Below are 17,855 nucleotides of genomic sequence, written 5' to 3'. Positions count from 1 at the left end.
CCCCGTCCTTATGATCCTGTTTGCGGATGATTATTCCAGATTGGCGGTTGATTCACCCCCTTCGGGCAAAGCCGAATATTCCAAAATTTTCAGGGAAGCAATGTGATCGCTTATACTGCCCAGCAGACTTTTCATTTCGTCCCTGGAATTGACCAGCAAGGTCAATCCTTTTGACAAGCGCCCGTTGACTTCTTCCTGCATTTTTCCGACACTTTTCTGGATGTTCTCCAGATGATGGGAGAGGGCTTCTACGTTCACCGTTTGGGCGCTCTTGAGGGTGACCTGATAGACCAGCAACAAATACGGCACGAACAGACTGTAACTCACCAGCACCACATTCATCTTAAAGGCTTCGGCATGTACCCGTCCGCACAGGTCGTACACGGCATCGGGCACCACGGCAACGCCAAAGTTCACCGTCAGGTGCGGGTCAATGTACTGGGTCACTTCCTTAAGTTTTTTAGCGACTTCTTTTTCAATCTCGCCTCGCAGTCTCTGCAGTTGTTTTTCATCGGTCTCCCGGGCAAATTCTTCCACCAGACTGGTTGCTGCCCACTTGCTATCAATGGGTAAAAAGCGCTGATTGGGCAGACGCAGGGCAAATTCCACCGTCTTGCCGTTCACCTTCAGGTTGCGTTCCTGCCATTCCGGGGGAAATTTGGAGAATACCACTTCCACAATGTTCTCTCCTGCCTTGCCTTTGGACTGCGTACCGGCGATGATGGTCTCCAATCGGCGGATGGACTCGGCAACCTGGCGTTCCTCTTCCTGGCGCGCGCGCACAAAGGCTTGCAGTTCGCTCAGGTGATTTTGGGTTTGGGAAAGGTCAGCCCGCAGACGGCTGGCGGCTTCGGCAATCCCGCCGGTGAGAGTTTTTAACTCAGCCAGCGCACTGAGGGCTTGGGTGGACAGCGAACCTATGCCTTGCTGTGTGCTTGTCTGCGTATTCTCAACGGATGAAATACGCTCCGACAGTCCGCGTACCTCGCTTTGCAGGGCGCTGACGGACGGAATGAGCGTTTCGACCTGAGAAATTTTTTCCTTAAGGACCGCCATCTCCGGCGAGGGAGCGGGTGGGGTGGTGGCGGCTTTGAGCAACTTACGCATCTGAAACAGCAGGAAACCTACAATCGGAATCAGCAGGCACAACAGAAGCAGTGAAACTGCGCTGAGAAAGGTCAGGGTGGATACGGCATCGTTCTCCATGATGTTCAGCCCTTTTTCAAGAATTGGAACACTTCGATTCTACTGAAGAATTGGCTTGCCAATAAAAAATGGGAGCGGAGGGACTTGAACCCTCTTTACACCCTGTAAAGTGGCGGCTTCGCGCTTCCCACGCTATCCGCTCCACGTCCGCCACGTGTACCCCGCAAATACCGCCGGTCGGTCCGCGTACAGGATTGCTCCCCAATACATTCAAAATGGTATATGAAAGAAAAAATTTTGTCAACCGGGGCAATGCCCAAAACCCCCTGATTACGGGGAAATTTCGCTGAGATACCTCTTTTCATGTTCATTGCGCGGGTACATAGTAGAATCAACTCTGGAATGGTTTTATTCGCTATTATGATTTGTTCCTGACGGATGCAGTGAAATGGCACCTGCTTCTTTACAGGTCATATTTCTTGGCACCACCACACTTTACCTCAGCGATGGGGAAACCCACTTGCTCACCAACGGATTCTTCACCCGCCCGCCGCTGACGCAGATGCTGTTCGGCAGGCTTGCCCCCTCGCGGGAACGCATTGGTCAAGCCCTGCAACGGGCGGGTATCCAGCAGGTGGACGCCCTGCTGGTGGGACATTCGCACTATGACCATGCCCTGGACTGCGCCGAGGTCTGCCGCCAAACCGGTGCGGTGCTGGCAGGGTCAGTTTCCACGCTGAACATCGGCAGGGGAGCGGGACTGCCCGAAGAGCGCCTTTACCTTGCCAATGCAGGAAGCATTTTCTCGTGGGGAAAGTTCCGGGTCACCTTCCTGCCGTGGAAGCACTCTTTCCCGCGCTTCTATCCCGGTGAGATCGTCACACCGCTCGTCCCCCCCGTGCCGGTCTCGGCTTACCGCGAAGGCGGCACGTTTGCCCTGTTCATCGAACATCCCGCCGGCAGTCTGCTGATTCTTGAATCGGCGGGAATACTGCCGGGCGCGCTGAAGGGCATCCGTACGCGGGCGGTGCTTCTGGCGGTTGCAGGTTTTCCGCGCCTGCCTGCAGGGCGCGAGCGCCTGTTCCGTGAAGCCGTCCTCAACACCGGCGCTCAGCGGGTTTTTCCCATCCATCACGATCATTTCTTCCTGCCGCTGGACAATCCCCCGGTACTTCTGCCCGGCAGTCGCGCAGTCATGGACTGGCTGGAACGGCGCTGTCGGCAGGAAGGTATTGGTTTTGAGGTCTTGCCGCCGTGGGAGCGCACCGCGCTTTTTTAACGGCGGGTTTTTTAAGGTAGAATCGGTATATGGTTCGAATTGAGAAAATTAAAGAGATCCGCCCGCGCCTGCTGGATGAATTTAACCTGAAAGAATTTGTGCCGCGCACCCCGGCAATTGCCGAAGCCTACCGCTGGGGCAAAGAACTGCATGCCGGGCAAATGCGCCTGAGCGGCGAGCCTTACTTTGAAACGCACTGTGCCTGGGTGGGCGCGTTTCTGGATAAACTGGTAGAAAACGAAGCCTGGACGATTGCCGGACTGCTCCACGACAGCGTGGAAGATTCCGGCGAAAGTCTGGAGCGCATCCGCGAACACTTTCCGGGCGCACTGGGCGAGCAGGTTGCCTTCATTGTGGATGGGGTGACCAAACTCTCTGCCCCGCGCGATGGGCGCTCGCGCGAGATGGAAACCCTGCGCAAACTGGGCATGTTCCGCGACCCGGGCGTCTTTCTGGTCAAACTGGCAGACAAAACCCACAACCTGCTTACCCTGGAACACATGCCCCCTGCCAAACAGGTGCAGAAAGCCACCGAAGCCATCCGTGCCTACGGCAAACTGGCGGGCATCCTCAACTGCCATCAGTGGCGCTGCTGGCTGGAAGACCTGGCATTCCCCTTTGCCGAACCGGACACCTACGCCTATGTCAAAGAACATGTGGACGCCGACCCGCGCCTGCGGTTGGAATTCATCCAGCCCTTGCTCAATCAACTGGGCGGGCTGATGGAGAAAGTGGGGATTGACGGGCGTGCCACCATCTTTGTCAACGGCTACTGGCAGGTATGGCAAAAACTGCGCCGCATGGCGCGTTCGCGCAAAGCCCCGCTGAACAATTTTGCCATGGTCAACGATCTGGTCAGTTTCCGCCTGGTGGTGGATGGGGATAACAAAGATGCCTGCTATGCCCTGCTGGGAGCGGTGAATACCTTCTTTGGCCCCTATCTGGACAACGACCGCTTTGATGATTTTATCGCCTATCCGCAGAACGGGTATCGTGCCTTACAGGTCACCGCTTACCTGCCCGATTTTGGCGCGGTGGAAGTTGCCATTGCTACCGAAGAAATGGAAGGCGAGAACATGTGGGGGGTGGTGGACTGCATCCGCAAAGGGCGCGATACCAGCCAGTACAATCCGGTGGAAATTCTCACCCCCAGCGGCGGCGCACGCTTCCTTCGAGAAGGCTCCAGTGTGCTGGACGCTGTGGCATCGATTCAGCAGGAAATGTTGCTGGATAAAATCAGCGCGGTCAAGGTCAATGGAGCGCTGGCGCGCCTTTCCGACCGCGTGCGCCCCGGCGATGTGGTGGAAGTGGTCACCAGCGGCAAGCGGCTCATTCCCAGCGAGGACTGGCTGGGCTTCGCCAACGAGACCACCGCCCGCCTGCTACGCATGGTGCTGGCAACCCAGTCACTCAAGAAAGATGCCGAAATTGGGCGCGCCAGACTTCAGCCGGTAATTGCCGAAGAGGGCATCCTGGCGCTGGAAGACGTGCAAGCCCTGGAAACCGACCGCATGGATAACCTGCTGGAAGAACTGGGGTGTTCCAGTCTGGAAGACCTGTACGTTGCCGTGGGTGGCGGCGCGGTGCGCCTGGACGATTTCCGCAAAGCCCTGTGCAAGGTGGGCATCACCCGCGAGCAACTCGGCTGGGTGACGGTCAACATTGCCGCCGACCCGGCAGAAAACCGTCCCGGGGTGCTGGCGCGGCTGGCGGGGTTGGTCTCCAAACACAACGGCAACATCCTGCGTTCGGTCAATAACACCCTGCCCGAAGGTGGTTTTACCCTGCGCCTGGTGGTGACCTTCCCGCAGGCGGAGTACAAAGACGCCATGGAAGAATCCTTCCGTACGTCGGGCATCGTCTTTAAATCTCTGCAGGTGGTTTGAAAGGAAGCAAATGAAACTGGGCGTTCTCTCCGACACGCACAACAACCTCACCGCCCTGGAACAAGCCCTGGCGCTTTTTCGGCAAGAAAAAGTGGACTGGCTGATTCACTGTGGCGATATCACCACCCCCGAAACCGCCTCGGCAATGGGGGAGTTTCCCGTCTGGCACGCGGTGGGCAACGGCGATTTTGCCAGCGGAGAAATCCGCGCGGTATTCCAGCGTTTCAACCCGCTCAATCAGTCAGCGCTGGTGGTTACCGGTGTGCTGGGCGGGATTTCCATTGCCGTCACGCACGGACATCTGCCCGGCAAGGTCACTGAACTGGTGCAGAGCGGGCAGTATGCCTATGTCTTTTACGGACATTCGCACCGCCGCAAAGCCCAAAAGGTCGGCAATACCTGGCTCATCAACCCGGGGGCGCTGGGCGGCTTGCGCCCCGAAGCCCCTTCGGTGTATCTGATTGATCTGGAAAGCGGCGACAGCGGGTTTTTCCTCGTCCCCGGCAGTTAGAGGCGCAAAAGCAATTTCAATTCTTTGAAGATGAACGGCAGGGCAACCACCCCGCCCCCAGCCATCGCCAGCGCACTGCCCAGCAGGGGAGAAGACAATACCTGGGCATTCAGCAGGGCAAAAGCAACACCCCCGCCCGCCAGCGCGGCGAACACTGCACGGGTCAGACTGTCGCCCAGGTGAATGAACCTGCCCGTTTGCCTTCCCAGCAAAACCAGCAGGAACACGGCTTGCGCGGTGAAGCACACCGCATCGGTCAAACTGATGCCCGCCGCCCCCAGCGGGCGGTACAACGCGCTTCCCAAGCCAATATACAACAACATGTTGCCAAACCCCGCCAGCATGGGGGGGATGGGACGCTGGCGGGCGTAGAACGAGCGCGCCGCCACTTCCATCAAAGAGTGTCCCATCAGCCCGGCAAGGAATCCGCGCGTTGCCCAGAGCAGGGTGGCGGCATGGGTGTCGTTCAGCGCAAAGACGGCTTGCATCAACGGACCCAGCCCAATCGCCAGCACTGCCGCAATCGGCAGGGTGATGCCGATAAGCACGCGCACGGCGCGCTGAACGGATTCATGAAACAGTCCTTCCTGCTTCTGCGCCGCCAGTTCCGAGAGCGTGGGAAGCATGGCGGTGGCAATGGCTGTACCGATGAGCGTTTCCGGTACCTGCTGAATCATCCAGCCGTAGGTCAGCGCGCTGACCGCGCCTTCGGGCAGGCGCGATGCCAGATTATCGCGCACCAGGAAGATGACCTGCACAAACCCCACGGTGAGGATGCGCGGCGCCATTAACTTAAGCACCTGCACCACCTGCGGATTGTCCAGCCCCAGCCCCATGCTCCAGCGGAAGCGGTAGCGAATCAGCGCGGGAATTTGAATGCCCAGATGCAGGAATGCTCCCAGAATTACCCCGCTCACCAGTCCGTACACGCCCATGCCCAGGGCGGGCAGGGTGATGCCCGCGATACGGTAGCCTTCGGCAGGCGAGAGGATGAGCGCGCCGAAAATCTGCCCGAAGTTGTAAAAAAGCGGCGCCAGCGCCGGAAAGAGAAAGTGCTGGTTGGCTTGCAGTGCCGACATCACCAGCCCGCTGAGCGAGAAAATCAGCGTGGCGATGAGGTTCAGGCGCATCAAATTCACCACTACCATCTGCTGTTGCATGCCAAACCCGGGAGCAATGCCCACCTCGGTGCGCACCAGCGGCACGGCAACCAGCGCCACGACAATGGAAAGCGCCGCGGTGACCAGAAACACCAGATTGGCAACGTGGGAAAACACCCGCCAGAGAGCCTCGCGTCCCTGAGTGGTCAGGGTAGCGGAGAGAACCGGGATGAGCGCCATGGCAAGCGCCCCGCCGGAGATGACCGCGTAAATCAGGTCGGGAACGTTGTTGGCAACGTTGAAGGCATCCAACTCCGCCGAGAAACTGAACTGGCGGGCAATAATCACCTGACGAAGGAAGGCGGCGGCTTTATCCAGCGCGAAACACACCGCCAGCAAAATGGAAATGCGCGTCAATCGGGACATGGGCTAATGATAACACAACCGCCGTGCGGTGAGCCTTTCCCCCTTGGCGTTCTTTGCGTCTTGGCGGTAACTCTGCCCGCGTGCCTCGGCAGGCTCAGGACGTGCTCTTTGCACAGTGACGGTCTCCCCCAATCATCTCCGGGAAGAAAAACCTGAAATCAAAAACCACCCGTCCAGAGGGCGGACGGGTGGTTGAACGAGCATTTTCGAAAATTACAGCCCGGCGGCGCGGCGCAAAATTTCGGCTTTGTCGGTGCGCTCCCAGGTCAGGTCCAGATCATCGCGCCCGAAGTGACCGTAAGCCGCCACCTTGCGGTAAATGGGTCGGCGCAGGTCCAGGTCGCGGATGATAGCGCCGGGACGCAGGTCAAAGGTCTCGCTGATGAGTTGCGCAATCTTCTCATCAGGAATCTTGCCGGTGCCGAACGTCTCCACATTGATGCTCAGCGGGCGGGCAACGCCGATGGCATAGGCTACCTGTACTTCACAGCGGCTCGCCAGTCCGGCGGCAACCACGTTCTTGGCTACCCAGCGCGCGGCATACGCACCCGAGCGGTCCACCTTCGTGGGATCTTTGCCGGAGAAAGCCCCGCCGCCGTGGCGTCCCATACCGCCGTAGGTGTCCACGATGATCTTACGTCCGGTCACACCGGCATCGCCCATCGGACCGCCGATGACAAAGCGCCCGGTGGGGTTGACGAAGACCTTCATGTGGTCGTCCACCATGTTCTCGGGCAGAGTGGGCAGAATGACATGCTCCAGCACCGCCTCGCGGATTTCGGAGTGGGAAACTTCGGGAGCGTGCTGAGTGGAAATCAGCACGGTATCCACCCGCACGGGCTTGCCGTAGTGATATTCCACCGTCACCTGGCTCTTGCCATCGGGGCGCAGCCAGGGCAGGGTGCCATTCTTGCGCACTTCCGCCAGACGGCGGGTGAGTTTGTGAGCGTAGTAAATGGGGGTGGGCATGAGGGTGGGGGTTTCATCGCAGGCATAACCAAACATCATGCCCTGATCGCCTGCGCCGATGGCTTCAATTTCCGCTTCGGTCATCTCGCCCGATTTGGCTTCCAGCGCTTTGTCCACGCCCATGGCAATATCGCCGGACTGGTTGGCAATGGCGGAAAGCACCGCGCAGGTGTTGCCGTCGAACCCTTTGTCGGTATTGTCGTAACCGATCTCCAGCAGGACTTTGCGCACCAGTTCATCGAAGTTCACAAAGGCTTTGGTGGTGATTTCACCCAAGACCATGATGAACCCGGTTTTGGTGGCGGTTTCACAGGCAACCCGGGAATAAGGGTCCTGCTCCAGACAGGCATCCAGCACAGCATCGCTGATTTGATCGCAAATTTTGTCAGGATGCCCCTCGGTGACCGATTCAGAGGTGAACAGGTAACGAGGCATATTCATGAAGGTGAGGCTCATTTCAACAACACTCCTTACAAAGTTTTTTGACAAAAAAATTCCCCTTGCGGTGTACACACGAGGGGCAACAGAACATTCGTCAAAAGCGGCTGCCCTCTCATCTTCCAGTACATCCGTCTGACGGAATTAGCACCTTAAGGTCGTGCGTCTCTCGACGGACTCCCCCAGGTTGCCGAGGTTTCACAGGGCCGGTCCCTCCACCTCTCTGGATAAGAGTGCCGTAAGGGGCTATTCAATTTTGGGCGATATTATCATGAATCGAGGGGAATGTCAAATCAGGTAGCAGGAAAAAGTGGGCAAAAGTCATTTTGCAAAACGCGCATTTTTCGCTATACTGTGTATATCCACATGCTCAGCGGGAATCATGGAAAGGAGAGGGTATGCAGTTCAAGGTACGCGATTGGATGATTGATCTGGTCGTCATGGTCGAACCGGATTTGCCGGTCACGGAAGTGCTGGCAACCATGCGGCGACGCTACATTCACAGCGTCATCGTCAATAAAAGCGCTGAACACCCTGAGTACGGGATTATCACCTCGACGGATATTTGCGACAAAATCGTTGCCGCAGGGCGCAACCCTGCTAAAATTAAAGCCGCGGAAATCATGAGTTCTCCCATCATCACCGTCTCGCCGGAGATGAAGATTGACGAATGTGCCAAACTGATGAGTGAAAAGGGCATTCACCACCTGCCGGTGGCGGATAAAGCCGGAAACGTCATCGGCATGATCTCAGCCACCGATTTCCTGGTGGTTGCCGAAGCCATGGGACGCGATGGCGATCGTTCGATGAGTTAAGTCGGTTCACCCAGGTCGACAAAAGGGCGGGAAAGTCTCCCGCCCTTTTTTGCTGCTGGTAATTTTGGATATTTTTTGTTATGATAGTAAACAATGAAAGCGTTCTGGAAAGTTGTTCTCGTTTGTGTCCTCTCGCTGAATGGACTTCTTTTTCTGCGGTCTCCCTCGCAGGCACAAGCCGGAAGCCCCGAAGAGTTAATTGCCGCGGTCAATGCCCTGAGAGCGCAGCGGGGCTTACCCGCGCTGACGGTCAGCACTGCCCTGATGAGCGCCGCCCAATCCCATGCCGAATACCAGGCTTCTATCCAGACCATCACCCACACGGGTGCCGGGAATACACGCCCGAAAGATCGTGCCATTGCCGCCGGGTACGGCGGGGGAGCCGTCGTCTTCGTTTCCGAGAACATTGCCGGGGGCACCAACCTTTCGGTGCAGGACGCTATCACCCTGTACTGGTCGGATGATGTGCACATGAACACCATGCTCAACCCCAACTTTCAGCACATTGGCGCAGGAGTGGCTTTCTCCGGGGAGATGGTGTACTACACCCTGGTCGTGGGCAGTACCAGCGGGACAAGCAATGCCCTCAATACCCTGCCTGCGCTGAACACCCCCACCCTCACCCTTACCCCGCCACCCGTGCCTGCCTCTGCGCAGGAAACGGTCACCCCGCCAGCCGCCGCGATCTCCACCCCGGACGAATCTCAAATGTACGAAGTCCAGCCGGGAGATACCCTGTGGGGTATTGCGGTGACCTATCAGGTCAGCATGGACGATCTCAAACGCTGGAATAACCTGCCGGCTACGCCCAATCTCTGGCCCGGCGATCGACTGATTGTCCAGCCTTCCTTTACCCCTGCCCCTTCTGCAACCGAAACACCTCTCCCCACCGTTACTCCTACCGTGGCTTTCACCGCTACCCCTATGCCAACCATCATCGTACCGGTGACCGCCATCACCCTGACCCCCACACCTGAAACAGCCCCTTTGTCCTCAGGGTCTTCTCCCCTGCTCTTTATCGGCATCGGGCTGATTGTACTCTCGGTGTTGGGGATGATTCTGCTTTTTGTAGGGAAATTGCAAGGAAAATAATCCAGATTCTTATTTTCTTTTTATATTTTTCTGTTATCATCCATGCGTGTAAGGTTGTCTTACAGCATTGAGGGGCGTATAATACGCCACTGGTTCAAAATGAAATTTTTCAAGACTCATCGAGTCTGTTTGTGAGGTGAACGTATGCCAGTCTATACCTATCGGTGCGAATCCTGCGGGTTGCAGTTTGATCATACCCAGAAGTTCAGCGATCCTCCGCTGACCGAGTGTCCGGAATGCGGGGAACCGGTGCGTAAAGTCTATCAGCCAGTGGGCATTGTCTTTAAGGGGTCGGGTTTCTATGCCACCGATCACCGCTCGCCGTCGGGTAACGGCAAGAGCCGTTCCGAAAGCAAGTCCACTGAGAAGAGCGCTTCAGACTCGAGCAGTTCTTCCGAGAGCAAAGATTAATCTTTCTTCTTTCCAATTCTTGAATAGCCCGGCAACCCCTGCCGGGTTTTGTTTACCCGAAGCACGGGTTAGAATTTGTAATACAATTGTTGCGTTTTTTGGCATTCCACCTCTTTACATGACACATAAAAAATTCTATATTGTACAAAGTACACAAAATTGCTCTGTTGCAATCATGGTTGAAATGTGGTAAACATACGGTATGACCACACGAGAAAGCAGATACGTCCGAGTGGCGAGGATCGCCTACCGGCTTGCCAAACAAGCATTACCGATGTATTCACATGCCAAGAGTCCCCATCACTTCACGTTGCCGCAGTTGGGGGCCTGTGTTTTGTTGATGTTCTACCTGAATCTCAGCTATCGCGACATGGAAGAATGGCTGCTGGCAAGCGATGCGGTTGGTAAGGAGCTGGAATTACCGCGTGTTCCCGATCATACGACCCTGCAACGTACCTACGCCAAGATACGCAAAGCGGATTGGATGCGCATGAACGAGACCTTGCTCGAGGAAATCGGACGGCCTGAAGAAGAAGGGGTGGCTGCCGATAGTACCGGCTTCTCACCCGGCCCGGCCAGTTCTTACTACCAAAGCCGTTCGGGAAAAGCCTATCGCCACTGGGCGAAGGGCGTTTATGCCGTTGGAATTGTCTCGCAATTCATCCTTGCGATGCAATCCGGCTGGGGTCCAGGTAGCGATGCCCCTTATCTGGGCTATCTGCGCCGCAAAGCCAGGCGGTTTGCCAAACGTCGGGCTTGGGTCTTGCTGGCCGATTCAGGGTTCGATGGTCGGACTGTCCGGCCTCAAGACTTGATTCCACCCGTTCGGCGAGGTGGAAATTTGCTGGCCCCTGAACGACGAGCAAGAAGCGAGCTTGTCTCTGCGGCTCGCCTGGATGGTCTCTATGGTCAACGCTGGAAGACCGAAACCGTGAATTCGGTCATCAAGCGCAAATTCGGGCAAGCCATCCGCTCGCGGAAACGCAGCCTGCAAAACCGAGAACCGATTATCAAAGGACTGGTCTACAACATACACCGCTAGGTGTATCTCTTCCTAACCTATCTTTGCAACAGAGCAACACAAAATCACAATCAGGTTGCCACACAGGGAGTGAGGGGGGCACGGATGCAACAAAGGGGCTGGTTCTACCGCTGGATTCTGTTAGGGTTCGCCTTAATCTTTCCCATGCTTGCCTGCAGTCTTCCGACTTCGCAACAGGGAACCCTTCTTTCTTCCCAAACCGACATTCCCCTGGATCCGGTGTTTGTGGAGTTTTACCAGAATCTTGGCGGGCGGGCAGTGCTGGGCAGAGTCCTGTCTGCTCCATTTGATGATGGACAGAAACGCTATCAGTATGTCGAAGCCGGACTTGTAGCGTATGATCCCACCCAGATGGAGCCCGGCAAACGCATTCGTTTTGAACCATTGGGATTGGAATTGCAGGTGCACGACGATACCGATATTCCTGTGATTCACGATGAAACCCATGATTTACTGGTTGAAGGCTACTGGGTCTATTCCGAGTTTGTGGAAACCTACAAACGGCTTTCCCTGTTTGCCGGCTCGCCGCTGACGCATGTCCGTTTTAACCATCAGTACGCGCGCTACGAGCAGTTTTTCGAAAATCTGGGCTTTTACCGTGAATTGAAAGATGCCCCCGGTACGGTGCGCCTGCTGCCTTATGGGGCGTATCTCTGCGGGGTGGGTTGTTCGCAACGCTCACAGGAATACTGGAACATCGTTCAGAACGGGTTGATCATGCAACCCTTTGAACGTTTTGTGAACGCACAGAAATGGGAGGCGCTGGGCAAACCGCTCGCCGCTCCCACCATTACTCCGGAAGGGATGCTTGAGCAGGTCTATGAGAATGCAATCCTGTATGCCCCGGTGGATCGCCCGGCGGACATTGCCATGCGTCCGTTGACCTTGTGGCTGGGCAAGGTGTCCCCTCAAACGCCTTACCCGTACCGTGAACAAGCCGGGACGGTTTTCTACCCTGTGGAAGATCATCTGGGTTTTCTAGTGCCGCAAGAGGTGGATGCGCTCATTGTGCGTTTGGGCGGGGTGCGCAACAGCGGCAAGCCGCTGGGCGATGCTCAGCAGGTAAGCGGTGAGGGGGTGTACCGGCAGTGTTTTGAAAACTATTGCGTGGATTACCAGCCCACAGCCCCGGCAGGGCAGCGCGTTCGCCTGGTACCTCAGGGAGTAGAATACGCCCAGCGCCTCGCCGATCAGTTAACCCTGCCCAGAGCCTTTACCCCGGAGACGGTAAACCTGTTGGTCTCCGAAGCCTACCCACAGGTGAGCGACTCCGATCATCAGGTTCTGCAGATGAACGTCTTTTACCGCCAAAGCGGGGAACCCATGTATCTGGTCTCCGGCACAGCCACCGTGACCCTGCCCGGGCGTACGCTGACTCTCTCATTGCCGCCGACCAACCGCAACGGGGCTTCTTCGGTCACTCTGCCACCGCTCAAAGGGGTGAGCAACCTCAGCGTCATTGAGTATCAGATTTGCCTGGAATTGCCCTCACCAGCGCCTATTTGCCAGAGCGATACCTTTGTGGTGTTCAACGCGCCATAGAGAGCAGGGTTTACTGGGCTTTCATGAACAGACGGAAGCGCTGCTCACTCTGCAGAGTGGGCAGTTTCTTTTTCACCCGGTCTGCCAGTTCGGCGATAGCCTGGGAAATATCCGCGTTGGGATTGCTGATCATCAGTGGGTTGCCCAGGTTGGCGGCTCGCAGGGCGCTTTCCTGGTCTTCGGGGATGAACAGTTCCACCGGATGGTTGAGCGTCTCGCTGATTTTTTTGGTGGTCAGCGGGCTCTCCGCGCGGTATTTGTTGATGACCAGCATGAGACGGTCGCGTTTCATGCCCAGACTGTCCCACACTTCCAGGAATGAGCGCAGAGACTTGATGCAGGCAATTTCCTGCGTGCCCACCAGCACAATCAAATCGGCGAGATCCAGCGCTGCCAGGGTGGACTCGTTAATGTACGAAGAGGTGTTGATGACCATATGGTTATACAGGTTGCGGGTGTATTCCAGCACGCGGCAAATTTGTTCGCCGGAAAGCGCTTCGGAGATCACCGGATGTTTGGGCGCTGCCAACAGGTACAACCCCGATGAGCGGTGCAGAATCATGCACTCTTTGACCACCTTGGGATCCAGGTCATAGGCAATGGGCGTTAAGTCCATCAGCGAGAGACGCCCCAATTCGTTGAAGAGGATGTCCACATCGCCGTACTGCAGACAGGCGTCAATGAGGGCAATCTGGCTCTCGTTATCCCGCAGTGCCAGCGCCAAATTGTTGGCAATGGTGGTTGTGCCAGAGCCACCTCGCGGGCTGTACACGGTGATGACATCGGCACGCATGCCAAGTTCCGGCAGTTCCGAGCGGTTTTCCACCGTTGCATACGGACTGTAACTGACACGTTCCCGCGCCGCCAGTTCGCTGGCGCGCAGGATGGCTTCGCGAAATTCGCCAATCGAAACATCATGCGCCAGGAAATCTGAAGCCCCATTGCGCAGGGCGCGCAGGACGGTGTCGTAGTGCTTGTCCTGCGAGACAATGATGACCTGGGTGGCAGGATAATCGCGGCGGATAATTTCGGTAAAACTGATGCCGTCAATATCGGGCAGGTGTTCTTCTACCAGCATCACATCCGGCTTGGTTTCGGAGACCATCTCCAGGGCTTCCTGCGCCGTGGTGATGAAATCAATGACCTCGATATTCTCAATCAGCGAGAGCAGTTTGCGGAAAGTCTTAACGGCTTGGATATTGTTTTCAACAACCAGCACACGGGTAACGCGTTGCGGACTCATGGTTTCCCTCTTCAGTTCATTGGGGTTATTTATATTGTACATGGGATGTCCTGAATGGAAATGGCGTTTGAAGAGTTGCAAGGAATCAGTAATGTTTTTTTGCAAAGGATGTCGCTATAATAACCGTAGGGCAATTTAGCGTTGGCTTCTGGTAAAAGTTATGGGAGAAAATGTGGATCAGGCAACCAGTCTTCAATACGATCTCAAAGAGAACCTTCCACCCGCAGAATCCTCACAGGGGTTGACGGCGGCGTTGAAGGAATGGCAACACCTGCGTCAGGAACTTGGGGGATATCCGGAAAAAATTCAGCAAAAACTGGTGGAACTGGAAGCAGGACTGAACGATTACCGCCTGTTCATCAGCAAACTGGATTACAAAGCCGCCGACACCGACCGGCGGGTGTGGGATTTGTTCAATCACATTCTTCAGGAAAAAAGCCGTCTGGAACAGGATATGCACTCGCGCCCGCTTTTCCTGCGGCGGGTGAAAGACCTGCGGCAGTTAAAGGAAGCCTGGCAAAAACTCTTTGCCGATCAGGAAGCCCTGCTGGAGATGCTGGCACAGGCTCCCGCCGAACTGGAAGAATACAACCAGAAACAACTCGAAAAAGAACTCCAGCACAAGGAAGAATTGCGCCGCCAGGAATTCATCCAGCGCATTTCCTCGGCGCGGCGCTCGCTCGATTTAGGCATTGCCTACCTGGAACAACTGAACCGTGAGGGCAGGGTCACTTTTGGCTCACAAGTCCTGCAACTGGAAGAGGCTCAGCGGATCTGGAATGAGCGCCTGAACAAGATTTTTGAAGATGAACGCTCTGGAGCGTTATCTCCGGATGACGTCATCCTGCAAATTTACAACCTCGAGTCCATGATTCGCGAACTGCCCGCCCTTTCCATGCGCGTTCGCGAGGTAGAAGAAAAATTCACTCGCCTGGTAACGCGCCACGATATGCTGGCGTCTTTAGGGAAGACGGTGATTCCCTCCAAAGAAATTGCTCGCATGACCATCAAACTGCATGAACAAATTCCGCAGTTGTGGGCAAATGGCGACCGCCAGGAACTGGAACATGCTGTCGAGGTGCTGGAGAGTTTCGTCTCCACCTACGAGGGCACCGTGGAGACAGAACTGACTTATCTGGAGCGCCGCCGACCCGGGGCTACCCGTACGCTGGTTGCCACGCCTTCTTCTGAGGGCAGCGAAGATGTTTTTGCTCAGGTCAGCGCCATGGCGCGTTCGCTGATTTCTGCCATTGAGGCGCGTGACCGCTTCCTGCGCGGACATTCCGAGCAGGTGAGCGTGCTGGTGCGCAAAATGGCAGCCGCGGCGGGTATGAACAAGACCGACGCCGATTTTCTGGTGCTTGCGGCACTGATGCACGACGTGGGCAAGATTTCCGTCCCCGAAGCCGTCCTCTCCAAGGTAGAGCCACTCACTGAGGACGATTGGCATCTGATTCAGATGCACCCGTACTACGGCGCACAGATTCTCAAGCCGATTGATGCTGTGGCGCGCATCGTGCCATGGGTGTATCATCACCATGAGCGCTGGGACGGGCGTGGTTATCCCGATCACCTCACCGGGCGGCAAATCCCCGTGCAAGCCAGTTACATCAGCGTTGCCGAAGCCTATGCCGCTATGCTGGTGGAGATGCCCCACCGCCCTGCCATGAGCAAAGAAGAAGCCCTGAGCGAACTGCGCCGCAACGCCGGCACGCAATTCAACCCGGAAGCCATCGAACTGCTCGAAACTGTTCTCAATAACAGTGAAGAAAAGGCTGTGGTTAACGGGGCAAGCCCGGTTTCTGAGGAATAAACGGTTTCTCTGACCTTTTGGGGCGCTGTTCGGCACGGGAAACCGGGAGGGAACAGCGCCATTTCTTTTTCTACGGTAGAATAAAGACATGCGTTTTGACGTCTTTACCCTTTTCCCCGGGTTGATTGAACCCTACATTAATGAGAGTATTCTGGAGCGGGCGCGCATGCGCGGTTTGCTGGAAGTGCACGTCCACGATATCCGCGCATATGCCACCGATCGTCACCACGTGACCGATGAACCTCCCTATGGCGGTGGTGGCGGCATGGTGATGAAGTGCGAGCCTATTTTCAATGCCGTCGAGTCGGTGCTGGGTGCACCACCTGCCTGCCCGGTGATTTTGCTCACCCCGCAGGGCAGGGTTTTTACCCAGCAGGTTGCCATGGAATTGTCGCAGTATCCGCACCTGGCGCTGTTGTGCGGGCGCTACGAAGGTGTGGATGAACGGGTGCGCGAACATCTGGTCACCGATGAAATCTCCATCGGCGATTACGTCCTCACCGGCGGGGAACTGCCCGCCCTCATCCTCATGGACGCTATCACCCGCCTGATTCCCGGTGCCCTGGGCGACCCCGACGGCGCCATAGACGACTCGCACGCCAGCGGCTTGCTGGAATACCCCCACTACACCCGTCCGGCAGAGTTCCGTGGCTGGAAGGTGCCGGAGGTGTTGCTTTCGGGCAATCATGCCGAGATTGCCCGCTGGCGCAGACGGCAGGCACTTCTGCGCACCCTGCAGCGCCGCCCTGATCTGCTGGAAAAAGCCCCTTTGAGCGAAGAAGATCGCAAATTTCTGGAACAGGTGCGCAAGTCCCCGGACGAATCCGGGGCATAATCCTTTTTCACCCATCCCAACTCTGAGGAGGACTGCATGAAATTCAGCATCGGTCGAACATTTTTGCTGGGGTTCGGCTTCTTTGGCGTCAGCGTGATCTGGATGGTGTACAATGCCTTCGTCCCGCTGTTCCTTGCCAACCGTTTCCACATCGAGCCGTGGCTGATTGGCTTGTTCATGACCTTTGACAACTTTGCCGCGCTGTTTATCCAGCCGCCGGTGGGTGCATGGTCGGACCGTCTGCGTACGCCCATTGGACGTCGTATGCCCTTCATCCTCATCGGCGCGCCCATTGCCGCGCTGGTCTTTGGCTTGATTCCACTGGCTTCGGTTCTGCCTCTCTTCGTTGCCTGCACCAGCACGCTGATTCTGAGCATGGCGTTCTGGCGCACACCGGTGGTGGCACTCATGCCCGATATCACCCCCTCAGAATACCGCTCGCAAGCCAACGGCATTATCAACCTGATGGGTGGATTGGGCGCCATCCTGGGGACACTGGTGGGAGGTCCACTCTTTAATATCAATGAAGCCTATCCCTTCTGGATGGGATCGGCGCTGGTGATTCTGGCGGCGCTGATGGTTTTCATTTTCATCAAAGAGCCGAAAGAATATGAAACCACCTCGGAAGAGCAACCCTCATTGTGGCAGAGTTTGATCGATGTGCTCACCTCGCAGGAGCGCAGTGCCCTGCGTATTCTGCTGGCGATTTTTTTCTGGTTTGTCGCCTACAACGCCATTGAAGCCTTCTTTACCCTGTACGCTCAGAATCACCTGGGCTTGCCCGGCGGAGATGGTGCGCGCCTGCTGGGGCAGTTATCGCTGTTGTTCGTCCTCTTTGCTCTGCCTGCCGGTATGCTGGGTGGAAAATTTGGGCGACGCAAGGTCATCATGAGCGGCATTATCCTTCTCTCCGCCTGCATGCTGGGCATGTACTTCCTGCCGCCCGAAACCCTGCTGATCCAGATTACCCGCCTGCCGGTGCTGGGTGTGGTGCCGGTGGTGGGAGTGATTTTGATGATTGCCGGTATTGCCTGGGCAATGATTAACGTCAACTCCCTGCCAATGGTTGTGGATATGACCGATCAACTGCGGGTGGGTACGTACACCGGCTTGTACTACCTCTTTTCCACCCTGGCTGCCATTGCCGGTCCTAACCTCAATGGCTGGATTATCCAATTGACCGGCAAGGACTACAGCAATACCATGCTGGTCGGTCCGCTGTTTATGCTGGTTGCCCTGGTGATGATGCTGGGCGTGCGTCGCGGCGAAGCGAAAAGTGTACCTTCAGCATAAAAACCTTGTGATTT

At 56.4% G+C, this 17,855-nt stretch carries 15 protein-coding genes and 1 riboswitch; of the genes, 11 read left to right on the top strand and 4 right to left on the bottom strand.

Going from position 1 to position 17,855, the window contains the following annotated elements; all coding sequences use genetic code 11:
• Positions 1 to 30: 30 nt before the first annotated feature.
• Positions 31 to 1,206 carry a DNA recombination protein RmuC gene (gene rmuC / locus ANT_RS14055; RefSeq protein WP_013561191.1) on the bottom strand — a complete coding sequence of 392 codons (1,176 nt, stop codon included), beginning with the start codon at positions 1,204 to 1,206 and terminating at the stop codon, positions 31 to 33.
• A 388-nt stretch (positions 1,207 to 1,594) separates the two neighbouring features.
• On the opposite strand from rmuC, the gene ANT_RS14050 reads away from it, so the two are divergent.
• Genes ANT_RS14050 through ANT_RS14040 form a run of 3 tightly spaced genes read left to right on the top strand, consistent with a single transcriptional unit; the run spans position 1,595 to position 4,822 of the window.
• The gene (locus ANT_RS14050; protein WP_013561190.1) at positions 1,595 to 2,425 is read left to right on the top strand and encodes an MBL fold metallo-hydrolase; all 831 of its coding nucleotides are present in this window, start codon (positions 1,595 to 1,597) and stop codon (positions 2,423 to 2,425) included.
• Between the two features lie 29 nt (positions 2,426 to 2,454).
• Positions 2,455 to 4,311, top strand: a complete 1,857-nt coding sequence (locus tag ANT_RS14045) for an HD domain-containing protein (RefSeq protein ID WP_013561189.1) — start codon at positions 2,455 to 2,457, stop codon at positions 4,309 to 4,311.
• Positions 4,312 to 4,321: 10 nt separating this feature from the next.
• A complete protein-coding gene (locus ANT_RS14040) occupies positions 4,322 to 4,822 on the top strand; it encodes a metallophosphoesterase (protein WP_013561188.1) in 501 nt (166 codons plus the stop codon).
• Here the strand turns inward: ANT_RS14040 and murJ are convergent.
• Positions 4,819 to 6,348 carry a murein biosynthesis integral membrane protein MurJ gene (gene murJ, locus ANT_RS14035; protein WP_013561187.1) on the bottom strand — a complete coding sequence of 510 codons (1,530 nt, stop codon included), beginning with the start codon at positions 6,346 to 6,348 and terminating at the stop codon, positions 4,819 to 4,821. The two genes, ANT_RS14040 and murJ, sit on opposite strands and share 4 nt — an antisense overlap.
• 213 nt (positions 6,349 to 6,561) lie before the next feature.
• On the bottom strand, positions 6,562 to 7,752 hold the full coding sequence (metK, locus tag ANT_RS14030; RefSeq protein WP_041455723.1) for a methionine adenosyltransferase: 1,191 nt from the start codon (positions 7,750 to 7,752) through the stop codon (positions 6,562 to 6,564).
• A gap of 115 nt (positions 7,753 to 7,867) precedes the next feature.
• Positions 7,868 to 7,989: riboswitch (SAM riboswitch) on the bottom strand.
• Between the two features lie 164 nt (positions 7,990 to 8,153).
• Here metK and ANT_RS14025 point away from each other — a divergent pair.
• The 5 genes from ANT_RS14025 to ANT_RS14005 all read left to right on the top strand — a co-directional run bounded on the left by ANT_RS14025 (position 8,154) and on the right by ANT_RS14005 (position 12,657).
• On the top strand, positions 8,154 to 8,570 hold the full coding sequence (locus tag ANT_RS14025; protein WP_013561185.1) for a CBS domain-containing protein: 417 nt from the start codon (positions 8,154 to 8,156) through the stop codon (positions 8,568 to 8,570).
• A gap of 93 nt (positions 8,571 to 8,663) precedes the next feature.
• Positions 8,664 to 9,662, top strand: a complete 999-nt coding sequence (locus ANT_RS14020) for a CAP domain-containing protein (protein WP_013561184.1) — start codon at positions 8,664 to 8,666, stop codon at positions 9,660 to 9,662.
• Between the two features lie 144 nt (positions 9,663 to 9,806).
• Positions 9,807 to 10,073, top strand: a complete 267-nt coding sequence (locus ANT_RS14015) for an FmdB family zinc ribbon protein (RefSeq protein WP_013561183.1) — start codon at positions 9,807 to 9,809, stop codon at positions 10,071 to 10,073.
• 232 nt (positions 10,074 to 10,305) lie between these two features.
• Positions 10,306 to 11,115 carry a transposase gene (locus ANT_RS14010; protein ID WP_172634560.1) on the top strand — a complete coding sequence of 270 codons (810 nt, stop codon included), beginning with the start codon at positions 10,306 to 10,308 and terminating at the stop codon, positions 11,113 to 11,115.
• A gap of 84 nt (positions 11,116 to 11,199) precedes the next feature.
• Entirely contained in the window at positions 11,200 to 12,657 is a 1,458-nt protein-coding gene (locus tag ANT_RS14005) for a hypothetical protein (protein ID WP_013561182.1), read from the top strand.
• A 10-nt stretch (positions 12,658 to 12,667) separates the two neighbouring features.
• Here the strand turns inward: ANT_RS14005 and ANT_RS14000 are convergent, their stop codons facing one another.
• Positions 12,668 to 13,900 (bottom strand): CpaE/TadZ family protein, encoded by a 1,233-nt coding sequence (locus ANT_RS14000; protein ID WP_013561181.1) that lies wholly within the window; start codon positions 13,898 to 13,900, stop codon positions 12,668 to 12,670.
• Between the two features lie 160 nt (positions 13,901 to 14,060).
• Here ANT_RS14000 and ANT_RS16655 point away from each other — a divergent pair, with 160 nt between their 5' ends.
• The 3 genes from ANT_RS16655 to ANT_RS13985 all read left to right on the top strand — a co-directional run bounded on the left by ANT_RS16655 (position 14,061) and on the right by ANT_RS13985 (position 17,841).
• The gene (locus tag ANT_RS16655) at positions 14,061 to 15,713 is read left to right on the top strand and encodes an HD domain-containing phosphohydrolase (protein ID WP_013561180.1); all 1,653 of its coding nucleotides are present in this window, start codon (positions 14,061 to 14,063) and stop codon (positions 15,711 to 15,713) included.
• A gap of 88 nt (positions 15,714 to 15,801) precedes the next feature.
• On the top strand, positions 15,802 to 16,548 hold the full coding sequence (trmD, locus tag ANT_RS13990; RefSeq protein WP_013561179.1) for a tRNA (guanosine(37)-N1)-methyltransferase TrmD: 747 nt from the start codon (positions 15,802 to 15,804) through the stop codon (positions 16,546 to 16,548).
• 36 nt (positions 16,549 to 16,584) lie between these two features.
• Positions 16,585 to 17,841: an SLC45 family MFS transporter gene (locus ANT_RS13985; RefSeq protein WP_013561178.1), complete on the top strand. Its 1,257-nt coding sequence runs from the start codon at positions 16,585 to 16,587 to the stop codon at positions 17,839 to 17,841.
• Positions 17,842 to 17,855: the final 14 nt, after the last annotated feature.

Source organism: Anaerolinea thermophila UNI-1 (assembly GCF_000199675.1).
GTDB lineage: Bacteria > Chloroflexota > Anaerolineae > Anaerolineales > Anaerolineaceae > Anaerolinea > Anaerolinea thermophila.
The sequence above is the reverse complement of the archived record's forward strand: the minus strand, read 5'-3'. Positions and strand labels throughout refer to the sequence as shown.

Coding starts and splice junctions, on each gene's coding strand:
- rmuC (WP_013561191.1), bottom strand. CDS start 1,206: ATGGAGAACGATGCCGTATCCACCCTGACCTTTCTCAGCGCAGTTTCA.
- ANT_RS14050 (WP_013561190.1), top strand. CDS start 1,595: ATGGCACCTGCTTCTTTACAGGTCATATTTCTTGGCACCACCACACTT.
- ANT_RS14045 (WP_013561189.1), top strand. CDS start 2,455: ATGGTTCGAATTGAGAAAATTAAAGAGATCCGCCCGCGCCTGCTGGAT.
- ANT_RS14040 (WP_013561188.1), top strand. CDS start 4,322: ATGAAACTGGGCGTTCTCTCCGACACGCACAACAACCTCACCGCCCTG.
- murJ (WP_013561187.1), bottom strand. CDS start 6,348: ATGTCCCGATTGACGCGCATTTCCATTTTGCTGGCGGTGTGTTTCGCG.
- metK (WP_041455723.1), bottom strand. CDS start 7,752: ATGCCTCGTTACCTGTTCACCTCTGAATCGGTCACCGAGGGGCATCCT.
- ANT_RS14025 (WP_013561185.1), top strand. CDS start 8,154: ATGCAGTTCAAGGTACGCGATTGGATGATTGATCTGGTCGTCATGGTC.
- ANT_RS14020 (WP_013561184.1), top strand. CDS start 8,664: ATGAAAGCGTTCTGGAAAGTTGTTCTCGTTTGTGTCCTCTCGCTGAAT.
- ANT_RS14015 (WP_013561183.1), top strand. CDS start 9,807: ATGCCAGTCTATACCTATCGGTGCGAATCCTGCGGGTTGCAGTTTGAT.
- ANT_RS14005 (WP_013561182.1), top strand. CDS start 11,200: ATGCAACAAAGGGGCTGGTTCTACCGCTGGATTCTGTTAGGGTTCGCC.
- ANT_RS14000 (WP_013561181.1), bottom strand. CDS start 13,900: ATGAGTCCGCAACGCGTTACCCGTGTGCTGGTTGTTGAAAACAATATC.
- ANT_RS16655 (WP_013561180.1), top strand. CDS start 14,061: ATGGGAGAAAATGTGGATCAGGCAACCAGTCTTCAATACGATCTCAAA.
- trmD (WP_013561179.1), top strand. CDS start 15,802: ATGCGTTTTGACGTCTTTACCCTTTTCCCCGGGTTGATTGAACCCTAC.
- ANT_RS13985 (WP_013561178.1), top strand. CDS start 16,585: ATGAAATTCAGCATCGGTCGAACATTTTTGCTGGGGTTCGGCTTCTTT.